19 protein-coding genes and 1 other RNA gene are annotated in these 21,873 nt (G+C 67.2%); 9 read left to right on the forward strand and 11 right to left on the reverse strand.

Annotation, left to right across the window (positions count from 1 at the left end):
* Positions 1-23 precede the first annotated feature (23 nt).
* The 7 genes from IB225_RS00725 to hrcA all read right to left on the reverse strand — a co-directional run bounded on the left by IB225_RS00725 (position 24) and on the right by hrcA (position 9,513).
* Positions 24-1,334, reverse strand: a complete 1,311-nt coding sequence (locus IB225_RS00725) for an EAL domain-containing protein (protein WP_192308797.1) — start codon at positions 1,332-1,334, stop codon at positions 24-26.
* 131 nt (positions 1,335-1,465) lie between these two features.
* Positions 1,466-2,593 carry a prephenate dehydrogenase gene (locus IB225_RS00730; protein ID WP_345776585.1) on the reverse strand — a complete coding sequence of 376 codons (1,128 nt, stop codon included), beginning with the start codon at positions 2,591-2,593 and terminating at the stop codon, positions 1,466-1,468.
* Between the two features lie 28 nt (positions 2,594-2,621).
* Positions 2,622-4,523 (reverse strand): DUF3857 and transglutaminase domain-containing protein, encoded by a 1,902-nt coding sequence (locus IB225_RS00735; RefSeq protein WP_192308801.1) that lies wholly within the window; start codon positions 4,521-4,523, stop codon positions 2,622-2,624.
* Positions 4,524-4,660: 137 nt separating this feature from the next.
* Positions 4,661-5,779 (reverse strand): molecular chaperone DnaJ, encoded by a 1,119-nt coding sequence (gene dnaJ, locus IB225_RS00740; protein WP_192308803.1) that lies wholly within the window; start codon positions 5,777-5,779, stop codon positions 4,661-4,663.
* A gap of 94 nt (positions 5,780-5,873) precedes the next feature.
* Positions 5,874-7,793 (reverse strand): molecular chaperone DnaK, encoded by a 1,920-nt coding sequence (dnaK, locus tag IB225_RS00745; protein WP_192308811.1) that lies wholly within the window; start codon positions 7,791-7,793, stop codon positions 5,874-5,876.
* A gap of 110 nt (positions 7,794-7,903) precedes the next feature.
* The gene (gene grpE, locus IB225_RS00750; RefSeq protein WP_192308813.1) at positions 7,904-8,422 is read right to left on the reverse strand and encodes a nucleotide exchange factor GrpE; all 519 of its coding nucleotides are present in this window, start codon (positions 8,420-8,422) and stop codon (positions 7,904-7,906) included.
* Positions 8,423-8,463: 41 nt separating this feature from the next.
* Positions 8,464-9,513 carry a heat-inducible transcriptional repressor HrcA gene (gene hrcA / locus IB225_RS00755; RefSeq protein WP_192308815.1) on the reverse strand — a complete coding sequence of 350 codons (1,050 nt, stop codon included), beginning with the start codon at positions 9,511-9,513 and terminating at the stop codon, positions 8,464-8,466.
* 89 nt (positions 9,514-9,602) lie between these two features.
* Between hrcA and recN the strand changes: the two genes are divergently transcribed.
* Positions 9,603-11,270, forward strand: a complete 1,668-nt coding sequence (gene recN / locus IB225_RS00760) for a DNA repair protein RecN (protein WP_192308817.1) — start codon at positions 9,603-9,605, stop codon at positions 11,268-11,270.
* A gap of 106 nt (positions 11,271-11,376) precedes the next feature.
* On the opposite strand, the gene fur is transcribed toward recN, so the two are convergent.
* Positions 11,377-11,781 (reverse strand): ferric iron uptake transcriptional regulator, encoded by a 405-nt coding sequence (gene fur, locus IB225_RS00765; protein WP_192308819.1) that lies wholly within the window; start codon positions 11,779-11,781, stop codon positions 11,377-11,379.
* A 103-nt stretch (positions 11,782-11,884) separates the two neighbouring features.
* On the opposite strand from fur, the gene bamE reads away from it, so the two are divergent.
* Positions 11,885-12,277, forward strand: a complete 393-nt coding sequence (bamE, locus tag IB225_RS00770) for an outer membrane protein assembly factor BamE (protein ID WP_192308821.1) — start codon at positions 11,885-11,887, stop codon at positions 12,275-12,277.
* 12 nt (positions 12,278-12,289) lie between these two features.
* Here the strand turns inward: bamE and IB225_RS00775 are convergent, their stop codons facing one another.
* On the reverse strand, positions 12,290-12,538 hold the full coding sequence (locus tag IB225_RS00775; protein WP_192308823.1) for an RnfH family protein: 249 nt from the start codon (positions 12,536-12,538) through the stop codon (positions 12,290-12,292).
* A gap of 1 nt (position 12,539) precedes the next feature.
* Positions 12,540-12,968 (reverse strand): type II toxin-antitoxin system RatA family toxin, encoded by a 429-nt coding sequence (locus IB225_RS00780; protein WP_192308825.1) that lies wholly within the window; start codon positions 12,966-12,968, stop codon positions 12,540-12,542.
* A gap of 41 nt (positions 12,969-13,009) precedes the next feature.
* Between IB225_RS00780 and smpB the strand changes: the two genes are divergently transcribed.
* The 6 genes from smpB (at position 13,010) to IB225_RS00810 (ending at position 18,234) form a co-directional block, all read left to right on the forward strand.
* Positions 13,010-13,498, forward strand: a complete 489-nt coding sequence (gene smpB / locus IB225_RS00785; RefSeq protein ID WP_192268265.1) for an SsrA-binding protein SmpB — start codon at positions 13,010-13,012, stop codon at positions 13,496-13,498.
* A gap of 239 nt (positions 13,499-13,737) precedes the next feature.
* Positions 13,738-14,091, forward strand: a transfer-messenger RNA (tmRNA) gene (ssrA, locus tag IB225_RS00790).
* 118 nt (positions 14,092-14,209) lie between these two features.
* The gene (locus tag IB225_RS00795; RefSeq protein ID WP_192310802.1) at positions 14,210-14,887 is read left to right on the forward strand and encodes a DUF3348 family protein; all 678 of its coding nucleotides are present in this window, start codon (positions 14,210-14,212) and stop codon (positions 14,885-14,887) included.
* The gene (locus IB225_RS00800) at positions 14,884-16,971 is read left to right on the forward strand and encodes a DUF802 domain-containing protein (protein WP_192308827.1); all 2,088 of its coding nucleotides are present in this window, start codon (positions 14,884-14,886) and stop codon (positions 16,969-16,971) included. Before IB225_RS00795 ends, IB225_RS00800 begins: the two co-directional genes overlap by 4 nt.
* Entirely contained in the window at positions 16,968-17,615 is a 648-nt protein-coding gene (locus tag IB225_RS00805) for an OmpA family protein (RefSeq protein ID WP_192308829.1), read from the forward strand. The genes IB225_RS00800 and IB225_RS00805 overlap by 4 nt, the downstream gene beginning before the upstream one ends.
* Positions 17,605-18,234, forward strand: a complete 630-nt coding sequence (locus IB225_RS00810) for a DUF2894 domain-containing protein (protein ID WP_192308831.1) — start codon at positions 17,605-17,607, stop codon at positions 18,232-18,234. The genes IB225_RS00805 and IB225_RS00810 overlap by 11 nt, the downstream gene beginning before the upstream one ends.
* A 59-nt stretch (positions 18,235-18,293) precedes the next feature.
* Here IB225_RS00810 and IB225_RS00815 read toward each other — a convergent pair whose 3' ends face one another.
* Positions 18,294-19,559 carry a DUF1343 domain-containing protein gene (locus tag IB225_RS00815; protein ID WP_225583155.1) on the reverse strand — a complete coding sequence of 422 codons (1,266 nt, stop codon included), beginning with the start codon at positions 19,557-19,559 and terminating at the stop codon, positions 18,294-18,296.
* A 139-nt stretch (positions 19,560-19,698) separates the two neighbouring features.
* On the opposite strand from IB225_RS00815, the gene IB225_RS00820 reads away from it, so the two are divergent.
* On the forward strand, positions 19,699-21,750 hold the full coding sequence (locus tag IB225_RS00820; protein WP_225583157.1) for a hypothetical protein: 2,052 nt from the start codon (positions 19,699-19,701) through the stop codon (positions 21,748-21,750).
* Positions 21,751-21,873: the final 123 nt, after the last annotated feature.

Genomic DNA, 21,873 nt, shown 5'->3' on the forward strand with positions numbered 1-21,873 from the left:
GCGACCATCGGCCTTCGAGGCCCTCAGGGAACCTGCGGATACCCCAGGTGGTAGCCCTGTGCGTACGGCACCCCGAGCTGCCGCAAGGTTTCCAGCTGCTCGGGGGTTTCCACGCCCTCGGCGACCAGTTCGGCCTGCGTACCGCGCGCGAAGGTCAGCAGCGCGCCGATCAGCGCCTGCATACGCGGCCGCTGGTCCACCTCGCGCACCAGCGTGAAATCGAGCTTGATGATGTCCGGCGCCAGGCGCAGCACATGGCGGAGGCTGGAGAAACCCGCACCCGTGTCATCCACGGCGATGCGCACCCCCAGTGCCTGCAGAGCCGAGAGACATGCGTTGAGCCGGCTGTAGTCTTCGACAGGCGTGTGCTCGGTGATTTCCAGCACCAGCCGGTGCGGATCGTGATCCTTCAGCATTGTCTTCAACTCGTCGCTGCAGACGGTTTCCGGCGACGCATTGATGGCCAGGTAGGCATCGGCGGGAATCCGCTTCATGTGCGCGAGCGCGACGCGCGCTGCCGCCAGCTCCAACTGGATGCTCATCCCGTGGCGGGCGGCTTCCTCGAACCAGCGCCCCGTCGACATGTCGTACTCCACCGGGAACCGTGCGAGCGCCTCGTAACCGACGACCTTGCCATCCTCCAGGCGCACGATCGGCTGCAGTGCGGCGGCCAGCTGGTCGTCCTCCAGCACCGCTTCCAGTCGCGCACGCCCTTCCTTCGACTGCTGGCGCTCGCGTTCGCTCTGCCCCTTCCTGAGATCGAGCGCGGCACGCATCTGTGCGTGTTCGATGGCCTTGTAGAGGCTCGCCGCTACCAGCGTGCTTAGCTGGTCGAGCGTGCGCTGGTCCGTATCGCCATACGCAGCGGGCTGGGTCGACACCACCTTCAACACGCCCACGGCCTGGCGCCGGAAGTACAGCGGCGCCACCAGCATGGAACGCAGACCGACGCTCCGGCATGCATCACGATTGACGCGGGAATCGGTCTCGCTGTCGTCGCAGCGCATGACACGTCCCTCTTCGAGACATCGCCCCGACAGGCTGCCCTTCACCGGCAGCACCATGCCGACCTGGTTGGCGGCGATGCCGCTCGCCGACCAGTAGCGCATTTGTTCGCCGTCGCGGATTTCCAGCACGGCACCGGCAGAGCGCGTCAGCTCCTGCGCGCGATACGTGATCGCATCGACCACATCCTGCGGATCAGGCCCCGCGGCCGCGATTTCGCTCTGCGCAGCGACGATCCGCGTCAGCAGCGCGACCGCGTCTTCCTCGACCATCACCGGGACGGACGGTCGTGCGGAGGAAAGCGAAACCAGTTTGTTGTTGCGAGCCATCTCCCGTCACTCCTTGCGGATGATGAAAGGGATGCGGAACACCCATGCATCCCGATGGCACCGATGCTAGGCCGGTCATCTCACGCTTGTCGAGTAAACAGGTTTACTTACGAGCAGGTTGTCCAGTATCGCTAAACACGCGACGTGTGAAGGACGCGACCGAGCGCTTGCCCGACGATGTCATCGATCGCGCCTCGCAATGCGGCAGGATCGGCATCGTCGAATCCGATGCGGAAATGCACTTCGCCCTCGGGCGTCCGCGAGGAATGGATCGAAGACAGGCTTACCGCATGCTGTTCGAAGACATGCAACAGGGTACGCAGCGCACCGGGACGGTCGTCCGGAAGATGCACGCTCACCGACTGTCCCGCAGCGAGATCGGCGAGCAGGTAACCGATCCGCTCGTAGCTGTAGTTGCCATCAGCCAACGCCGCCTCGCCGATCGCGGCGCGGTTGTCGTGCAGGAATTCGTCCCGGAACGCGGCGCGGGCTGCGTCGCTGCCCTCGCCCACCAGCGTCGCCATGCGATTGATCTGCTGTCCCAGCGCACGCAGGACGTCACCCGCGTGCGGATTGCCGAACTGGATGTCCTCGTAGATCGCCGGGTTCAGCGACAGGATGCGGGCGATGATGGCCGCGTCCATTTCGAAGGACGCCGAGCGGAACGGCATCACGGCGGCGAGATCTCCGACCTGCGCCGCCTGCCCCTTCAGGACCCCAGCCTGCGCCAGATGCGTCGCATGCACCATCGCCTGTACCAGCGCCATGACACGGTCGTGCTGTTCGGGCGAGGCGTGCACGCACTCGGCCTCGAGCGCGAACAGCAGGCGGTCCAGCCAGGCACGCCAACGGTCCAGGCGCGCATCGCACACCACCATCACCCTGCCCTTCAATGTCGGCGCCTTCGGCGGCGCGGTCATCGGATGCAGGCCGACCACTTCCGCCTGCGAACGCAGCATCGCGTCCACGGGGACGGACTTGATCGACGTGACGTCCAGCCACAACTTGCCGGCTTCGCTGCCGGCCGCCAACGACGTGTAACGCTCGATCAGCGCCCCGGTGTGGCGAATGGGTGCGGAGAACACCAGTACGTCGGCGCGGCGAACCAGCTCGGCTTCACCGACCGACGACGGATCGGCGGGATCGTGGCCGATGACGTCCAGCCCCATGCTCGCGCGGAAGAACCGCTGCAGCCAGCGGCCATAGGCGCCGGCGCTGCCGACGATGCCCACCAGCGGGCGCTGCGATGCGTCCTGCACCGCAGCGCCCGCGCGGGGAAAGGCAGCTTCAGTCGACACGGACATCCGCTGCCAGATAGACGATCTGCTCACGCAGGCCGGGAAGGATCTTCTGCATCGTCCGTGCGTAGGCGGTGTTGTACTCCGGCGAGCACACCGGTCCCGGTGTACGGTCATCCAGCCGACGGCTGATGCGGATGCGGTTGCCTTCGCGCTGATAGGTCGCGCGGAAAGCGACGTTGCCCTCCTCGACGTCCACGTTGCGCGGCAACGAGGCGATGCGCATGCCCGGAGCCAGGTCGATCGTGTACTCCTCTTCGGAGTAGATGCCGCCGCAGCCGCTCTCGCCTTCCGGCTGATCCACGCTCCCCAGGTTGCGCGCCACGATGCTTGCGATTGGCGCATAGCTGATGAACCAGGGCTGCGTCTGCAATCCGCCGGAGGTCGGCAGCATCTGCGCGACCTCGAAATCGGCGTCGATGCTGAAGTCGTCCAGCAACGGACCCGCGTCCGGATAACGCACCGTGCCGTCGGCACGCAGGGCCATGCGTTCGTAGTAACGGCGCACCATCTTCCCCGCTTCGGCCACGGGTAGCTCGCGGAACTGGTCACGCGCCATCACCGCCAGCCGACCGCTCAGTTCGACCTGCTGGCTACCCTTGACCGAGCCGTCGGCGGCGATGCTCAGCGTCGTGCGCAACTTCTGGCCATCGCGGCCGGCCTCGCGCAATGGCGTCGATGCGCCTTCGTGGTGACCTTCCACCAGCAGCACCGGTTTGCCTGCCGATCCGTTCGGCAAAGACCCGAACGGCACGGTGGCCGCCGTGGAATCGGCGTAAAGATCGAGGCTGGGGATGTAGGTAATGACGTGGTTCACCACCGAGGCCACCGGCACCTTGGGCAACGTATAGGTGCCGCCAGCGTTGATCAGTGCCTGCGTGCTGGGAATTCCCTTCGCCGAAAGCAGCGCCTGCAGCAAGGTGGCGTGGTCCTTGCAGTCGCCCATCCGGTTGTCGAGCACGACATCGAGGTCGCGCGGGACCACTGCCCCCAGCCCGATGCAGTTGCCTGCGTAGGTGATGTTGCGCGATACCCATTCGTACAAGCGCCTGGCGATCTCGCGTGGTTCGCGGGCGTCACCGGCAACCTCGTCAGCCAGTTTGCGGATACGCGGGGTCGGCACCGCCTTGGCGTTGGCCGGCCCACCGTAGGCCTGCGCAATCTGGGCATAGTCGCGAAAGGTGGAGTAGGCATAACCGGGATAGCGCTCGGGGTTGTACACGCTGTCGCGCAGGCTCTCGCGCGGTACGGGCGTGCGGTTGCGCCAGCGCCACTCGAGCAGGCGACGACCATCGCGCTCGCGCGTGCTTTCCTGCATCTGCCATGCCTGGTGGCCGGCCTGCAGTGTCGCTGGCGCATCCAGCGTAATCTTCACGTCGCCGTAGTACTGCGCAGGGTTGAAATTCTCGATCACCGAGAACTGGCCGGGGAACATCGGTTGCAGTGCGGTCAGCCGGTAGGCGAACACCGTGGTGTCGCCCACGGCCAGGTCCGGAAACACCACCGTCAGCGTTGTGTTGTCGGAGTACACGGGCGAGTCGCCCTCGTGCCCGGCCGCGGACTGCACCTGGTAGTTGCCGGGCGGCACCACGACTTTGCGACCATCCGCCTTGAGCGTGTAAGCCGTCACCACCTCGGCCTTCTGGATACTGGTGCTGTAGCCGACGGATGTGGTCTTGGCGGCTTCCAGCGCAGCCTCCTTCAACACCTTGGTCGCTGTTTCGCGTGTCTCCACGTAACGGCCATCGGCCTGGATGACGTAGTCGATGTGCTCATGCTCGACCTGCAAAGGTCGTTCTTCCGCCGCCTGCGCCGATGCGGCGCCAACCGGTGCCAATGCCGCTGCTGCGACCAGGCAAAGCCCGGCCACCTTCCCGAAGTGGTTGCGCATTCCCCACGTCCTCCCTGTCCGTATGCGTAGGCCGCCCGTTGGCGACGCGCCATCCTAGCAATGGTTCGGCGACTCCAGAACGCAGGACGCCCGGCAGGGACCGGGCGTCGGTGGGAACACAGGGGGCTGCCAGGACCTCAGGACGTCATGCGATCCCAGAATCCCTTGACGCCATCGAGGAACGTCGCCGACTTCGGCGAATGCTTGCGTGCTTCATCGCCGACGAAGGTGGCCTCGAACTTCTCCAGCAACTCGCGCTGCTCGTTGGTCAGGTTGACCGGGGTTTCCACCACCACGCGGCAGTACAGGTCGCCTTCGCTGCGGCTGCGCACCGACTTGACGCCCTTGCCGCGCAGGCGGAACAGCTTGCCGGTCTGGGTCTCGGCCGGGATACGGATCTCGGCTTCGCCCTTCAGCGTCGGCACGCGCACGGTGTCGCCCAAGGCCGCCTGCGAGATGCGGATCGGCACCTCGCAATGCAGATCGTCGCCGTCGCGCTGGAAGATGTCGTGCTCGCGCACCCGCACTTCCACGTACAGATCGCCCGGCGGCGTGCCCGGCGGACCGGCCTCGCCTTCGCCGGTCAGACGGATGCGATCGCCGTTGTCGACGCCGGCGGGAATCTTGACCGACAGGACCTTTTCTTCTTCCACACGGCCCGCGCCGTGGCACTCGGTGCAGGGATTCTTGATGGTCTGGCCACGACCGCCGCACGTCGGACAGGCCTGCTGCATGGCGAAGATGCCACGCTGCATGCGCACGTTGCCGCGCCCGCCGCAGGTCGTGCAGGTCTCGACCTTGCCATCCGCCGAACCCGACCCATTACAAGGTTCGCAGGCGATCAGCGACGGGATCTCGATGCGCTTCTCGACACCGGCCACGGCCTCTTCGAGATCCAGCTCCATCACATAACCGACATCGGCGCCGCGCCGTGCGGCACGTGCGCCACCCCCGCCGAAGATGTTGCCGAAGATGTCGCCGAAGATATCGCCCATGTCCGGGCCGCCCGGACCGCCACCGCCCATGCCGTGTTCGAACGCGGCATGGCCATGCGCGTCATAGGTTCGACGCTTGGCGCCGTCGGACAGCACCTCGTAGGCTTCCTTGCATTCCTTGAACGCAGCCTCGGCGGCGGCATCCCCGGGATTGCGGTCCGGGTGATGCTTCATCGCGCAGCGGCGATAGGCCTTCTTCAGGTCTTCGTCGCTGGCGTCGCGGGCCACGCCCAGGACTTCGTAGTAATCGCGCTTGCTCATGTGCTGTCAGGCTGGTCTCGCAGGGTCGCCGGATGGCAAAACGGGAGGCCGTGGCAGGCCACGTCTCCCGTCCGCCGCATCCCGTGGATCGGGATTACTTCTTGTCGTCCTTCACTTCGGTGAATTCCGCATCGACCACGTCGTCGGCCGGCGCGGACGCGCCACCCGCCGGGCCGCCGGCACCGGACTGGTCGGCCGACGCCGCCGCGTACAGCGACTGCCCCGCCTCTTCCAGCGCTTTGGCCTTGGCTTCGATCTGGGCCTTGTCGTCGCCCTTCATCGCGGTATCCAGGTCGGCGATCGCCGCTTCCACGCGACCGATCACGTCGCCGCCCACCTTGCTGCCGTGCTCGGCGATGGCGTTGCGGGTGGCGTGCAGCAGGCCATCGGCGTGGTTGCGCGCCTGCACCAGTTCCTGGAACTTCTTGTCGTCTTCACGGTGTGCCTCCGCGTCGGCGACCATGCGCGCGATCTCGTCCTCGGACAGGCCCGAACCGGCCTTGATCTCGACCTTCTGTTCCTTGTTGGTCTTCTTGTCCTTGGCCGACACATGCAGGATGCCGTTGGCGTCGATGTCGAACGACACTTCCACCTGCGGCATGCCGCGCGGCGCAGCATCGATGCCGGACAGATCGAACTTGGCCAGCGACTTGTTGAAGCGGGCCTGCTCGCGCTCGCCCTGCAGCACGTGCACCGTCACCGCGGACTGGTTGTCCTCGGCGGTGGAGAAGGTCTGCGAAGCCTTGGTCGGGATGGTGGTGTTCTTCTCAATGATCTTGGTGAACACGCCGCCCAGCGTCTCGATGCCCAGCGACAGCGGGGTCACGTCGAGCAGCAGCACGTCCTTGACGTCGCCGGCCAGCACGCCGCCCTGGATCGCGGCGCCCAGCGCCACGGCCTCATCGGGGTTGACGTCCTTGCGCGGTTCCTTGCCGAAGAACTCGGCCACCGCCTGCTGCACCTTCGGCATGCGGGTCTGGCCGCCGACCAGGATGACCTCGCCGATGTCGCTGGCGCGCAGGCCGGCATCGTTCAGGGCGATGCGGCACGGCTCGATGGTCTTCTTCACCAGGTCTTCGACCAGGGCTTCCAGCTTGGCGCGGGTCAGCTTGATGTTCAGGTGCTTCGGACCGGAGGCGTCGGCGGTCACGTACGGCAGGTTCACTTCGGTCTGCTGCGAGCTGGACAGCTCGATCTTGGCGCGCTCGGCCGCGTCCTTCAGGCGCTGCAGCGCCAGCGGATCCTTGCGCAGGTCGATGCCCTGGTCCTTCTGGAATTCCTCGACGAGGTAGTCGATGACGCGCTTGTCGAAGTCTTCGCCGCCCAGGAAGGTGTCGCCGTTCGTCGCCAGCACTTCGAACTGCTTCTCGCCGTCGACGTTGGCGATCTCGATGATCGAGACGTCGAACGTACCGCCGCCCAGGTCATAGACGACGATCTTGCGGTCGGCGCCACCCTCGCCCTTGTCCAGGCCGTAGGCCAGTGCGGCGGCGGTGGGCTCGTTGATGATGCGCTTTACGTCCAGGCCGGCGATCTTGCCGGCGTCCTTGGTGGCCTGGCGCTGGCTGTCGTTGAAGTAGGCCGGCACGGTGATGACCGCCTCGGTGACGGTCTCGCCGAGGAAGGCTTCGGCCGTCTTCTTCATCTTCTCCAGGATGCGCGCGGAGATTTCCTGTGCCGACAGCTTCTTGCCATCGTTGGTCTGCACCCAGGCGTCGCCGTTCTCGTGCGCGATGATGTCGTAGGGGACCAGGTCCAGGTCCTTCTTCACTTCCGCATCAGTGAACTTGCGGCCGATCAGGCGCTTCACCGCGTAGAAGGTGTTCTTCGGATTGGTCACGGCCTGGCGCTTGGCCGAGGCGCCGACCAGCACTTCGCCGTCCTTCGTGTAGGCCACGATGGAGGGCGTGGTGCGGTCGCCTTCCGAGTTCTCGATGACGCGGGCCTTGCCGCCGTCCATGATCGCCACGCACGAGTTCGTCGTGCCCAGGTCGATGCCGATGATCTTGCCCATGATGGATGTCGCTCCCTAGCGAATGCTGATGTTGGACCCGGTGATCGACCGGGTGGATGGTCCCGATATAGGGGTGCGATGACGCGGTTCAAGCGCCATCGCGAAGGCGTTCAGTCGTGTCTGGCCACGACTACCAGCGCGGGGCGCAGCAGGCGGCCGTTGAGCACGTAGCCCTTCTGGAATACCTGCACCACGCTGCCGGGCGCGGCACCGGGGGCGTCGGCCTGGCTGATGGCCTGGTGGTGTTCGGGATTGAAGGCTTCGCCGGTGGGATCGAGCAGGGTCAGGCCGTTGTCGCCGGCCACCTTCAGCAACTGCTTGAAGGTCAGGTCCAGGCCGTCCTTCAGCGGGCTGGGCTCGGTGCCTGCGGCGGCGAGGCCGGCATCGAGGCTGTCGAACACCGGCAGCAGGTCGCCCAGCAGGCGCTCGTTGGCGAACTTGCGGGCCTGCTCGATGTCGCGGGCCACGCGCTTGCGCTGGTTTTCCAGATCGGCGCGCTCCAGCAGCGTGGCGGCGCGCAGCTGGTCCAGCTCGTTGCGCAGTGTTTCCAGCTCGGCCAGCAGGGCGGCGTCGGTATCGGAGGGCTCGGGGGTCTGGCCCTGGGCGTCGTAGTCGTGCTGTTCGTTCATTTCGGTTCCCTGGCGGCCGGTCCAGCCGCCCAACCGGGAACCTATGGGGTCTGGGATTCCGGATTCAAGGCTGCGCCCAGGACATCGGCCGCCGCCTGCACCACCGGAATCACCCGGTCGTAGGCCATGCGGGTGGGCCCGATCACCCCCAGCACGCCCAGCACCTGCCCGCCCGCCATGTATGGCGCCGTCACCACCGACACCCCGTCATGCGGTGCCAGCCCGGTGTCTTCGCCGATGAAAATACGCACGCCCGGTGCGCGGATCGTGCGTTCCAGCAACTGCAGGATCTCGCGCTTGCGGGCGAAGGCTTCGAACAGGTCACGCAGCCGTTCCAGGTCCGACAACTCCTGCACGCCCATCAGCCGCGTCTGCCCGGCCAGCACCACATCGTCGCCCGGGGGCGTCAGGGCCTGCTCGGCCAGCTCGATGGATTCGGCCAGCAGCCCCTCCATTTCCGTCTGCGCCCGGCGCAGGTCGCGCAGCAGGTTGGCGCGGATCTCGGACAGCGGCCGGCCGGCGAACTGGGTGTTCAGGTAGTTCGCGATCCGCTCCAGCTCCGACCGCTCGTAGGAGCGCCGCGTCTCGATGACCCGGTTCTGCACGTCGTTGTCGGCGAACACCAGGATCGCCATCACCCGCTGACCGTCCAGCGGCACGAAATCGATGTAGCGGAACGCGAACTGCTCGCGCCGCGGCACGCTGACCACGCCAACGAAGTGGGTCATTGCCGACAGCAGCTCGGAGGCGTTGCCCAGCAGCGCCTGCGTTCCCGCCCCGGCAGACAATTCGGCCCGCAGCCGCGCCACCTCGCCGTCCCCGAGCGACTTCACCTGTACCAGGCTGTCGACGAACACCCGGTAGCCCTGGGCGGTCGGGATGCGGCCGGCGGAGGTATGCGGCGAGCTGAGCAGGCCGACCTCTTCCAGTTCGGACAGGATGTTGCGGATGGTGGCCGGACTGACTTCCAGCCCCGCGTGCCGGGCCAGCGTCTGCGACCCCACCGGTTCGCCATCGCGGATGTAGCGCGAGATCAGCGTGCGCAGCAGCTGTCGGGCGCGCGGATCCAGCGGGGGCGATGACGTGTTCATGGCAGCTAGATAACGTCGCGCCCTCACCTTTGCAAGCCGCCGCGCCCGGTGTCTCAGTCTATGAGCCGGGTCCGCTTACAATCCGCCGCATGCTCAGACATCTCGCGCTCAAGGATTTCGCCGTCGTCCGTGCCGCCGAACTGGAGTTCGGCGATGGCATGACCGTCATTTCCGGCGAAACCGGCGCCGGCAAGTCGCTGCTGGTCGACGCACTCGGCTTCCTGTCCGGCCTGCGCGCCGACAGTGGCGTGGTCCGTCACGGTGCGGAACGGGCCGAACTGTCCGCCGAGTTCGCCGCCGCTGTCGGTTCGCCCGCGCAAGCGTGGCTGGCCGACAACGAGCTGGACGACGACGGCCAGTGCCAGCTGCGCCGGGTGATCCGCGCCGATGGCGGCTCGCGCGCCTGGATCAATGGCCGCAGCGTGACCCTGTCGCAACTGACCGAACTGGCGGGGCGCCTCGTCGAGATCCATGGCCAGCACGAGCACCAGGCCCTGCTCGCCCGCAACAGCCAGCTGGACCTGCTGGATGCCTTCGCCCGCAGCGACGCCGAGCGCGCCGCCGTGCGCGAGGCGGCCCGGCACTGGACGGTGCTGCTGCGGGAACGCGAGCAGCTGTCAGGCCAAGGGGATGTCTCCGACCGGATCAACTACCTCGAACACCAGCTGGCGGAACTGCAGCGCGAGGACCTTGCTCCCGCCGCGCTGGAGGCGCTGGTGACCAGCCACCGCCGGCAGGCGCACGCCACCGGGTTGATCCAGGCCTGCGACGCTGCGCTGAGTCAGTTGGCCGGCGACGACACACCCTCGCTGGCGAGGCAGCTGCAGCAGGTGCGGGCCGATCTCGCCCGGCAGGCAGAGCACGAACCCCGCCTGCGCGACGTGGATGCACTGCTCGAAGGCGCCGGCATCCAGATCGAGGAAGCCCTCTCCCTGCTGGGCCAGGTGCGCGACGATCTCGATGGCGAACCCCTGCAGTTCGATGCCCTGGAACGCAAGCTGGCCCGCGTACATGACCTGGCGCGCAAGCACCGAGTGTCGCTGGACGGGCTGCAGGAACAACACGACCGCCTGGCCGCCGAACTGGACTCGCTGCGCGGCGCCGGCGAGCGCCTGATCCTGCTCAATGGCGAGATCGACGTGGCCAAGGGGACATGGCGCGATGCCGCCGCCGCACTGACGCACACACGCCAGCGTGCCGCGAAAGCCCTGGGGGCCACCACCACCACGCTGATTGCCGAATTGGGCATGGGCGGGGGCCGCTTCGAGATCGCGCTGGAACCACAGGACAGCGAGCGTCCGGACCCCACGGGTGCCGAACGCGTCGAATTCCTTGTCTCGGCCAATGCGGGACAGCCGCCACGCGCGCTGCGCAAGGTGGCATCGGGTGGCGAACTGGCGCGCATCTCACTCGCCATCGAAGTCGCCGCGCTGGGCCTGGACGCCGTCCCGACCATGATCTTCGACGAGGTGGACACCGGCATCGGCGGCGCCGTGGCCGAGATCGTCGGCCAGAAACTGCGCGCACTCGGCGCGGAGCGGCAGGTGCTGTGCGTGACCCACCTGCCGCAAGTCGCCGCGCAGGGCCACGCGCACTACCGCGTCAGCAAGGCGCCGGTGGACGGCATGACACAGAGTGCGGTCGAGAAGCTGGGCGCGAAGCAGCGCGAAGAGGAACTCGCCCGCATGCTGGGGGGCGTGGAAGTCAGCAAGGAGGCCCACGCCGCGGCCAAGCGACTGCTGGCCAACGCGGTCTGATCCGCGCTATCGCGGGGTCTTGTGGGAGCGACGTAAGTCGCGATGAGGCATCACCGACGCAGCCTCGCGACTTACGTCGCTCCCACAGCCCTACATCAGAGGGATTTCAGCGCTTCTTGCGCACGTAGAGCACCAGCGAATGCTCTTCCAGCTCGTAGCCGTGCTTGGCGGCGATCTCGCGCTGCAGCTTCTCGATCTCGGCGCTTTCGAACTCGATGATCTTGCCGGTGTCGACGTCGACCATGTGGTCGTGGTGGCCGCCGCGGTCGAGCTCGTAGACGGCTTGGCCGCCCTCGAAGTTGTGCTTCAGCACCAGGCCGGCGGCCTCGAACTGGGTCAGCACGCGATACACGGTGGCGAGGCCGATTTCGTCGCCGTGATCCAGCAGCTGCCGGTAGATGTCTTCCGCGCTCAGGTGATGCTGGGCGTTCTTCTGCTCCAGCAACTCCAGGATGCGCATGCGCGGGTGGGTGACCTTGAGGCCGACTTTGCGAAGGTCCTGCGATTCCATGGCGTCTCCGTTCACTCTCGGTTTAGCGCCAGCTGCCTGAAGCGCGGTTGCGGCGGTCCGTGGGAGTGTATCATCGGCCCGGTTTCCCACCGTACCCGTCCCAATGCGCAAATTCCTGCTGGTTGCCGTCCTCGCTTCCGCCACTGCCGGCTGCGGCATCCTCTACAAGCAGCCGATCTACCAGGGCAACCTGATCGAGAAGACGGCCGTCGAGCAGTTGCAGGTGGGACAGAGCAAGCAGCAGGTGCAGTCGTTGCTGGGCAGCCCCTCGATCGCCGACCCGTTCCATGCCGATCGCTGGGACTACACCGCCAGCAACCGCACCAACCGCCGCGGGACCACCGAGATCAAGAACCTGACCCTGGTCTTCAACGGTGGCACGCTGGCGAGTTGGGAAGGCGAGTACTTCCCCGAAGCCGACCTGCAGCTTTCGCAAGACGTGCGCAAGTTCGGTCCGAACCTCGCGAAAGAAAAGAAGAAGGGCGGCCGCCGCTGACGGTGGGCCCGCTCAACCGCGCGCCCGACGGCGGCGCGCGTCCTTGGGATCGATAAGCAGCGGCCGCAGCACTTCCACGCGGTCGTCCGCGCGTAGCGCCGTCTCAGCCGTAGCATTCACGCCATGGATCGCGATCGCCGCATGGGCCGCATCCGCAAAGCCGCTGGCCGCCAGCGCATCCGCCACGACGGCACCGTCGGGCAGGTCCAACACCACCGACTCGAACCGATGCGGCCAGGCACGGATCACTTCCACCCTCACGTCATTCCCCGCGGTCGGCGGCGCGCACGAAATCGTCCACCATGCGGTCAGCCAAGCCTTGGAAGCCCAGCGCCATCGCGGGCGCCAGCAACCGGCTGGACGGCTCGAACTCCAGCGTCAGCGTGACCTTGCAGGCGGATTCGTCCAGCGCATGGAAGTCCCAGCGCCCGTGCAGCTTGCGGAACGGGCCGTCGACCAGGTTCATGTCGATGCGGTGCGGACGGTCCAGCGCGTTCTCGGTGGTGAACCACGTACGCAGCGAGCCCAGCCCGAGGTCCAGCCGGGCGACCAGCCTCGCCTCGCCCTGCTCGATCAGCTCGGCCGCGCTGCACCAGTCGAACCGCCGCGGGTAGGCCGCCACGTCGTTGACCAGGTCGAACATCCGGGTGGCCGAGTGTTCGACCAGGGCGCTGCGGCGGATCGTATGCATGTGGCTCGCGTAGGGTTCCGCCTTCGGCGACAATAGGACGGATGGCAAAGAAACCGGACAAGAATAAAGCAACGGGCACGATTGCGCTGAACAAGCGCGCCCGTCACGAGTACCACTTCGAGGAGCGCTACGAAGCGGGCCTCGCCCTGCAGGGCTGGGAGCTGAAGGCGATCCGCGCCGGCCGCGCGAACATCACCGAGGCCTACGCGATCGTCCGCCACGGCGAGATCTTCCTGTTCGGTGCGCAGATCACGCCGCTGATCCAGGCCTCCAGCCATGTGGTGGCCGATGACCGTCGCACCCGCAAGCTGCTGCTGCACCGGAACGAGATCGACAGCCTGATTGGCAAGGTCGAACGCGACGGTTACACGCTGGTGCCGACCTCGCTGTACTGGAAGGGCAACAAGGTGAAGGCCGAGATTGCCCTGGCCAAGGGCAAGCAGACCCACGACAAGCGGGCCAGCGAGAAGGATCGCGACTGGGCACGCGAAAAATCCCGCGTGATGCGCCAGCATAATAAGGACGCATGAGGCATCGAGGTGCCGAATGTGGGAGCGACGTCAGTCGCGATCGCTCTTCCCGGTAACCCTCTCAGCGCGATTGCGCACTGCGCTACCGAACAGGAGCTCGCGACTGACGTCGCTCCCACATCGGATGTTCCTGTGTGAATATCCCCAAGTGAAGCCCGGTTGACCCTGATACGCCCCGAACCTTGTCACCTGCCTATCCCACCCCTACACTTCCCTTCGTCAGGACGTTTCTGACTCCCGGGGGTGCACTGGCTTCGACGGGGGTTGCGAAGTTGCCTGGTGCATGCCGAGGGGGCAGCTTTCCTCGTAAATCCAGCGGCAAAACTCTAGTTGCCAACGACGACAACTACGCTCTGGCCGCTTAAGGCCTAAGCCCTGAAACTGCTTGTGTCCGTGCTCGCAGCGTAAGGTCATCATCACGGAATCGCCGGGAGTGGCTGCCTGTCAGCATCCGGTTAACCTAAAACAGGCTGGTCCTGCGGTGCGCTTTGCCCACCGTGCTGTCGCAGGACGAGATCCAACGGCGGGATAAGCATGTAGTACCGGGGATGGAGTGCCTTCGGACGGCGGTTCAATTCCGCCCACCTCCACCATTCAGAAAGCCGGAACCTCACGGTTCCGGCTTTTTCTTTGCCCACCGGCTGCGCTCGCCTCAGATTGAACCTGAATCCGGCAGCCGGCTTGGTGCTTCCTGTAAAATCGCCGTCTTTTTTGAGCGTCAGCGTGGCTTTACCGCAGCACCGGACGGCCGTTTCGGCCCCCGCCTTCGTCCAGCGACTCTCCCGGTTGGGTGGCCTCGACGCCCCCGTCGCCGGCCCTGCCCTGTCCGAGCGACTGGGCCAGTGGATCGACTGGAATCGGGCTGTCGCGTTGTCGCGCGCCCTGGATGCCTCGCCGGCACCGGGTGTGGCAACGGCAGCCGGCGACGAAGAAGCGGCCTGCGCACGCGTGAAGGCGTCCCTGCGCACCGCCATCACGCGCACCGACAAGCTTGAGACATTCGCCAGCGATGCGTTCGCGCCCTTCCAGCGCCACATCCTGGATCTGCAACGCGCCATGCAGGCGGGCACCGGCCAACTGCGCGGGCGATTGCGCGATGCCCTGGCGGCGGGTTCACCCGATCAGGTTCGCTTGGCGGAGATCGACGGGGTCATGGAGATGACGTTGAGCCCGCGCGAACAAACGCTGCTGACCGCGACACCTACCCTGCTCGTCCAGCACTTCGAACGACTGAAGCAGGCGCATGCCGATACCAGCGACGACGCCTGGCTCGCCCGCTTCCGCCACGACCTCCAGGACATCCTGCTCGCCGAGCTGGACCTCCGCTTCCATCCCCTCGACGCGCTACTCGCCGCGCTTCGTACCTCGCACGACTCTGGAACACCATGACCCGACACGCCCTCCTGACCGCCCTGTTCCTGCTGGGCCTCGCCATCGTCACCTGGATCGGGGTCGGCTACGTCGGTACGCATGCGCTGGGCGTGGTGGTCACCCTGATCATCGGTCTCTGCTATGTGGCCGGCGCGGTGGAACTGCATCGCTATCGCCAAGCCACCGATTCGTTGCTGCAGGCGGTCAAGGACACGTCAGCCGCGAAACAAGGTCTGTCGACCTGGCTTTCATCGCTGCATGCGAGCCTGCGCCCGTCGGTCCGCCAGCGCATCGAAGGCGAGCGCGTCGCCCTGCCAGCCCCCGCCCTCACGCCGTACCTGGTCGGCCTGCTGGTCCTGCTCGGCATGCTGGGCACGCTGCTGGGCATGATGGCCACGCTGCGCGGCACCGGTCTGGCCCTGGAAAGCGCGACCGACATCGACGCCATCCGTGGCTCGCTGGCCGCACCGGTGAAGGGCCTGGGCTTTGCGTTCGGCACATCGATCGCCGGCGTGGCGACATCGGCGGTGCTTGGCCTGATGGCGGCGCTGTGCCGTCGCGAGCGACTGGAGGCGGTTCATCTGCTGGATGCAGAAATCACCACGTCGCTGCATGCGCATTCGCAAGCCTTCCAGCGCGAGGAATCCTTCCGCCTGTTGCAGCAGCAGGCCGCGTTGATGCCGGATCTGGTCGAACGCCTGCAAGCGATGGTGGCCTCGATCGAACAACAGAACGCCGCCTCAGGCGAACGCCTGGCGACCCATCAGCAGGCGTTCCACGAACGCACCGAGGCCGCGCAGGCCCAGTGGGCCGCCTCGTTCGAGCAGACGTTGAAGTCCGGCGTCGATGCGAGCGCGCGCGCCGTCGTCGCGGCCCTGCAGCCGTCGACCGAAGCGACGCTGGCGGGGCTGGCCCGTGAAAGTGCAGCGATGCAGGCCACCGTCACCGGGGCCGTGCAGCGCCAGCTCGATGGCCTGAGCGCCGGCTTCGGCGCCGCCACCACGGCGGCTACCGCGAGCTGGGCTTCGGTGCTGGAGCACCAGCAGCAGGCAAACACGGCGCTCACCGCCGAGATGCAGGTGCTGGCCACACGTCTGGCCGGCACGTTCGAGCAGCAGTCGTCCGCGCTGGTCGACAGCGTGTCCTCGCGCCTGGAAGCCAATGCCACGACCCTGGCGGACCGCTGGGACCAGGTCCTGGCACAGCAGGAGGCGGGCCATGCCGGCATGGCCGAGCGCAACGCGCAGGCGCTGACGGCAGCCACCGGCGGCATCGAGCGGCACGCCGACGCGCTGCTGCAGGCAATGGAACGCTCGCACGCCACGCTGCAGCAGACGCTTGCATCGCAGGACGACCAGCGCCTCGCCGCCTGGGCCGAGCGCCTGGCCGCGATGAGCGCCACGCTGCGCGACGAGTGGGAACGGGCCGGCGCGCAGACAGCGCAGCTCCAACAGGACATCTGCGACGCACTCGCACGCAGCGCACAGGACATCACCACCCAGGCGCAAGCGCATTCAACCCAGACCATCGCCGAGATCTCGCAGCTGGTGCAGGTCGCCTCCGAGGCGCCGCGCGCCGCCGCCGACGTCATCGCCGAGCTGCGCCAGAAGCTGTCCGACAGCATGGTGCGCGACACCGCCATGCTGGAAGAACGCAACCAGCTGATGGAAACGCTGCAGACCTTGCTCGATGCGGTGAACCACGCCTCCACCGAGCAGCGCAGTGCGATCGACGCACTGGTCGCCACCTCGGCCGACCTGCTCGACCGCGTCGGCACGCGCTTCACCGACCATGTCGAAGCCGAAACCGGCAAGCTCGGCGGCATCGCCGCGCAGGTCGCCGCGGGCGCCACGGAAGTCGCCAGCCTGGGCGACGCGCTGGGCACGGCAGTGCAGTCGTTCGGCAAGTCGAACGAAGAACTGCTCGTGCGCCTGCAGGCCATCGAAGGTGCGCTGGATCGTTCGCTGGCCCGTAGCGACGACCAATTGGCGTACTACGTGGCGCAGGCGCGCGAAGTGATCGACCTCAGCCTGTCCGCACAGCGGCAGATCACGCTCGACCTGCAGCAGCTGAGCGGCGCGCAGCCGGCGGAAGCCGCGTGAGCGTCGAGACCGGAGACGACGCCGATCTCGGCGCGCCCGTCTGGGCCAGCTTCGGCGACCTGATGTCGGTGCTGCTCGGCGCCTTCGTGCTGGTGCTGGTGGGTGTGATCGCCGTGCAGGCCCAACTCTCGCAGCGGCTGGATGAGGAAGTGAAGCGGCGCGAACAGGAAGCCCAGCAGCGCAAGGCGCTGGAAGAGGCGCTGGCCGAACCGCTCGCCGAAGGCCGCGTCACGCTGGTGGATGGCCGTATCGGCATCCGCGGCAACGTGCTGTTCGCGCTGAACTCCGACCAGTTGCAGCCGGAAGGCCGCGAACTGCTCAAAGGCCTGGCCGCTCCGCTGGCGGGCTACCTGCGCACGCGCGACGAGATCCTGATGGTCAGCGGCTTCACCGACGACCGCCAGGTCAGTGGCAACAACCGCCAGTTCGCCGACAACTGGGAACTGTCGGCGCAGCGCTCGTTGACGGTCATGCGTACGCTGATCGCCGATGGCGTGCCCTCGTCGTCGGTGTTCGCCGCCGCATTCGGCGCCGAACAGCCGGTCAGTGCGAACGACAGCGAAGCCGGCCGCGCGCGCAACCGTCGCGTCGAGATTGCGCCGATTCCGCGTCCCGCCAAGCGTGCTGCCGCCGATGGACGGTGACGCCCTGCCCGTCCCCGCACAGTTGCAGGCCTGGCGGGCGCGCGGCGCCGACCGGATGGATCCGTTGCGTTTCGCCTTCATCGATGCGCTGGCGGCGCGCGCGCATGCCCACGCCGGAGAAGCGCGCCGATTGCTCGATGCCCGCCTGTCCGGCCTGATCGCGCTCTACGCCGATGACCTAGCCCGCTGGACGCCGCGCACATCGACATCGACCGGCTCGCCTGCCGCCCTGCTGCGCACGCTGACGACCGAGATGCAGGCACGCGCCTCGACAGCGGCCACGCTCACGACGGCGCTCGCGGCATCTGCAGGGCACGCGCCCGCCGTGCTGGAGGAAGCACGGCGGGTGTGGACACAGGTGCGCACCGACAGCCAGTTGCGTGCCTCGCTCCATGACCTCCCCGCAGACGCCGGCCCGCTCAACTCGGGCATGCTGGTCCATCGCGCCCTCCACGTCATGCGCGACGTGGCACCGGGCTATCTGCAGCACTTCATCGCTTATGCCGACACGCTGTCTTCGCTGGAACGCCTGCAGCTGGACCTGGCCACCGCGACACCGGCCACCGCCGACAGCGCCAAATCTGCGCGCCGTAGCAGGGCCCGCAAGCGATCCGCATGAACCCGGGCCTCTGAGGACTTGGTGGACTGATTCCCGGGTATGGGACCGACGTACGCGCGTCATCGTTCCAGGTAGAGCAAATGCCGCTGCCGAAGCGTCCGGAACCGTTCGAGCGCGGGCGTCCAGCGTGCCTCGATGGCATCGACAGACTCACCCTTCGTGATCGCCACGCGCAACCACGGCACGCCGGCCAGCGCATCGAAGAACGGAGGATTGCCGGGCAGGAAGGCGAATTCCTTCGGATGCTGGTCATGCAGCGCCTTCAGCACCGCGATGCCCGTGCGGACCGGACGGAACGCGGCGCGGTCAGTGACATGCAGCTGCACACCCGCGCAGGCCACGCCCGCATGCTTGGAGAAGGTCGGAGTGAACCATACCGGGCGGAACCGCACGCCGGGCAAGGCCATCGCATCGAGGCGCGCGGCCAGCGCCGGTGCGTCCACCCAGGGCGCGCCGATCATTTCGAACGGCCGCGTCGTACCACGCCCTTCCGACACGTTGGTGCCTTCCAGCAAGCCCGTGCCGGGATAGACCAGCGCCGTATCGGGCGTGGGCATGTTGGGTGACGGCGGCACCCAAGGCAGTGCATCGCGCAGGGGCTCATCGCCCCGTGCCCAGCCCTGCACCGTCACCACGTGCAGGTCCGCGCCGATGCCGAACTCGATGTTGAACAGCGTGGCCAGTTCGCCGACGGTCATGCCGTGGCGGATCGGGATGGGAAACATGCCGACGAACGACGCCAGCGCCGGCTCCAGCACCGGCCCTTCGACGAGCACACCGCCCAGCGGATCGGGGCGATCAGCGACCACGACAGGAATCCCTGCCTTCTTCGCCGCCCGCATCACGCCAGCCAGCGTGTAGGGGTAGGTATAGAAGCGCGTGCCGACGTCCTGGATGTCGAACACCAGCACGTCGATGCCCTCCAGCATCGCGGGCGTCGGTTCGCGGTGCTCCCCATACAGGCTGTGCACCGGGAGACCGGTAGCGACATCGCGCGACGAGGCGACCTTGTCGCCGGCCTGCACATCACCGCGCACGCCGTGTTCCGGCCCGAACAGCGCCACCAACGCGAAGTCCTTCTGCGCCGCAAAGCGGTCGACGTCGCTGCGCAACTGGCTGTCCACGCCGGTGGCGTTGGTCACCAGCCCGACCCGCTTGTCGCGCAGCAGATCAAGGCGCTGGTCGAGCAGCACCTCGATGCCCAACCGCGACGTTGCGGCCTCGGACGCCAATGCGGCATACGGCCATGCGAGGGCCAGCAACAACAGCGCTGGCAGCATGGAGACGCGCAGTGCAGCGTGCAGCAGACGACCGAACCGGGGCATAGTGTCATCACCGTTTGCTATCGTGGTCACGACGATAGCAGCCTGCGTGTGGCGCCGTGCAAGGGGATGTTCCGCCGGTGTCGCCGCATTCTTCCGTTGTCAGGTGAGGGATCCGATGTCCCGTATGGCGAACCGCATCATGCGCAGCATGTCTTTCCTTTTCATGGCCTCCGCGGCGATACCCGCGGGCGCACAGCCCACCCCGGACCGCCTGGGGGTCACGCCGTCCGCGCAATCGCAGGACTTCGTGGCGAACAAGCAGCAGTTCCAGCTGCACAGCCTGCTGACCGAGCAGCGCCATCCGCGCAGCTTCGACCTAAGCACGCGCATCGCCACCGATACTGCCGATGGACTGGCGTCGCTGCTGGCGGTGGACGAGGACATCGCGAAGGCGCTGCAGGGCGTCGCCGACGATCCAGCGCGCCTGGCCACGCTGGAAGCCGCTTCACGAGACATCACCCGCGCATTGCGCGACGGGCATCGCCTGTACTTCTACGGTACCGGCTCGACCGGTCGCCTGGCCGAGACGCTGGAGAGCGGCCTGTGGCGTCCGTTCTGGCAGCGCACCGCGCAGTCGCCGCTGGCAAAGAAGATCGAAGCGCGCTATCCCGCGCTCGGCGAGCGTGTGCGGGGCGAGATCACCGGCGGCGACCGTGCGCTGATCGCCTCGCTCGAAGGCTTCGAGGACATCCCCGAAATCGGCCGCCTGCAGCTGCAGGACAACGGCATCCAACCCGATGATCTGGTGTTCGCCGTGACCGAAGGCGGCGAGACCTCCGCCGTGATCGGCACCGCGTTGGCCGCCGCCGACCAGGCCGGCGCGGACGCCCGACGCACGTGGTTCGTCTACAACAATCCGGACGAGGTGCTCCGCCCGTTCGAGCGCAGCCGCCGCGTGCTGGACGACGGGCGCATCACCAAGATCGCGCTGCCGACCGGGCCGCAGGCCATCACCGGCTCCACCCGCATGCAGGCCACCACCACCAGCCTGTATGTGCTGGGCGTGGTGCTGGAAGACGCCACGCGTGCCCTGCTGCGCGACGTCCTGTCGGCTGACGAACTGGCCTCGCTGGGCTTCGGCGACGCCAGCATCGCCGACCGCCTGCGCGGCTTCACGCAGCTGCAGCAGACGGCTGCGGCCACTGCGCCGAAACTCGCCGCATGGACCGATCGCGAAGCCGCGAGCTATGCGAACGGACGGTATGCGACCTATCTGGCGACGCGGGCACTGATGCCGGTGTTCGTCGACGTCACCGAACGCGCGCCCACGTTCCGGCTGGGCCCACTGGATGCGGTGAATGCGCCCGAGCGGCGCTCGTGGATCCAGGTGTGGACGCCCGCAGCTGGTGGCGCCCAGGCCTGGCAAGCGCTGCTGCACCGTCCGTTCCACGGACTGGACAAGGCGCTGTACCTGCCGCCGTTCGAGAACGGCATCTCCGACCCGTATCTGCGCGAAGCCGCGCTGCGCGGCCTGTCCAACGCCGGCGACGAACAGCAGGCGCTGTATGACCTGTCGTACACGCCCGCGAACATGCAACGCACCGCGCCGACCGCCGGCGATTCCGGTGCACTGATCCTGCTGGGCGACGAAGCGCACCAGGACGCGAACCGGCAATGGCTGGAGGCCGCCGCCTCGGCCGGTGCGGATCTGGTGCTGATGTCGGTCTCCGCGCGCCCCCTCGCATCGGACGTCCTGCGCGATGTGGCCGCCCTGCCCCGTACCGTGCCGGTGATCGCGGTGACCGTGCCGCAGCGCGATGCCTTCGAGCTCAGCCAGACCATCGTGCTGAAGATGCTGCTCAATGCGCACTCCACCGGCGTGATGGCCAAGCGCGGGCGCGTGGTCGGCAACACGATGACCAGCGTGCAGCCAGGCAACCTGAAGCTGATCGGCCGGGCGACCTGGCTGATCCTCTCGCACGTCAACGGCGTGCTGGAGACAGCGGCCTGGCGCGATGCGCATGGCACCACGCCCCCGCTGACCTACGCGGAAGCCAACGCGGTGCTGTTCGATGCCATCGAGCAGCGACGCACTGCGCCCGGTGCTGCCGGCCTGCCGGAAGTCGAACTGTCGGTCGTGGCCACGCTGGAAGCGCTCAAGTCGGGCAAGTCGATCGACTGGACAACCGCCGCGACGCAGTTGCGCGCCGGCGGATTGAGCCCGTATCTCGCGTCCTACGCGACGCGCTGACGCGTCTTCGTGGTGCCGATCGACCTCGGCATCGCGAAGCCGGACACTGTAGGAAAACCCTGATTTTTGGTGAACAGGGTGCGTTTCGCCGCTGTGCGTGTCCGTCGTTGAAATGGGCCGGCG

It is taken from the genome of Pseudoxanthomonas sp. PXM02 (assembly GCF_014851805.1).
Taxonomy (GTDB): Bacteria; Pseudomonadota; Gammaproteobacteria; order Xanthomonadales; family Xanthomonadaceae; genus Pseudoxanthomonas_A.

Bases quoted from the DNA above. Each gene is read 5' to 3' on its own strand.
- IB225_RS00725 (WP_192308797.1), bottom strand. From the start codon at position 1,334: ATGGCTCGCAACAACAAACTGGTTTCGCTTTCCTCCGCACGACCGTCC.
- IB225_RS00735 (WP_192308801.1), bottom strand. From the start codon at position 4,523: ATGCGCAACCACTTCGGGAAGGTGGCCGGGCTTTGCCTGGTCGCAGCA.
- dnaJ (WP_192308803.1), bottom strand. From the start codon at position 5,779: ATGAGCAAGCGCGATTACTACGAAGTCCTGGGCGTGGCCCGCGACGCC.
- dnaK (WP_192308811.1), bottom strand. From the start codon at position 7,793: ATGGGCAAGATCATCGGCATCGACCTGGGCACGACGAACTCGTGCGTG.
- grpE (WP_192308813.1), bottom strand. From the start codon at position 8,422: ATGAACGAACAGCACGACTACGACGCCCAGGGCCAGACCCCCGAGCCC.
- hrcA (WP_192308815.1), bottom strand. From the start codon at position 9,513: ATGAACACGTCATCGCCCCCGCTGGATCCGCGCGCCCGACAGCTGCTG.
- recN (WP_192308817.1), top strand. From the start codon at position 9,603: ATGCTCAGACATCTCGCGCTCAAGGATTTCGCCGTCGTCCGTGCCGCC.
- fur (WP_192308819.1), bottom strand. From the start codon at position 11,781: ATGGAATCGCAGGACCTTCGCAAAGTCGGCCTCAAGGTCACCCACCCG.
- bamE (WP_192308821.1), top strand. From the start codon at position 11,885: ATGCGCAAATTCCTGCTGGTTGCCGTCCTCGCTTCCGCCACTGCCGGC.
- IB225_RS00780 (WP_192308825.1), bottom strand. From the start codon at position 12,968: ATGCATACGATCCGCCGCAGCGCCCTGGTCGAACACTCGGCCACCCGG.
- smpB (WP_192268265.1), top strand. From the start codon at position 13,010: ATGGCAAAGAAACCGGACAAGAATAAAGCAACGGGCACGATTGCGCTG.
- IB225_RS00800 (WP_192308827.1), top strand. From the start codon at position 14,884: ATGACCCGACACGCCCTCCTGACCGCCCTGTTCCTGCTGGGCCTCGCC.
- IB225_RS00810 (WP_192308831.1), top strand. From the start codon at position 17,605: ATGGACGGTGACGCCCTGCCCGTCCCCGCACAGTTGCAGGCCTGGCGG.
- IB225_RS00815 (WP_225583155.1), bottom strand. From the start codon at position 19,559: ATGCCCCGGTTCGGTCGTCTGCTGCACGCTGCACTGCGCGTCTCCATG.
- IB225_RS00820 (WP_225583157.1), top strand. From the start codon at position 19,699: ATGCGCAGCATGTCTTTCCTTTTCATGGCCTCCGCGGCGATACCCGCG.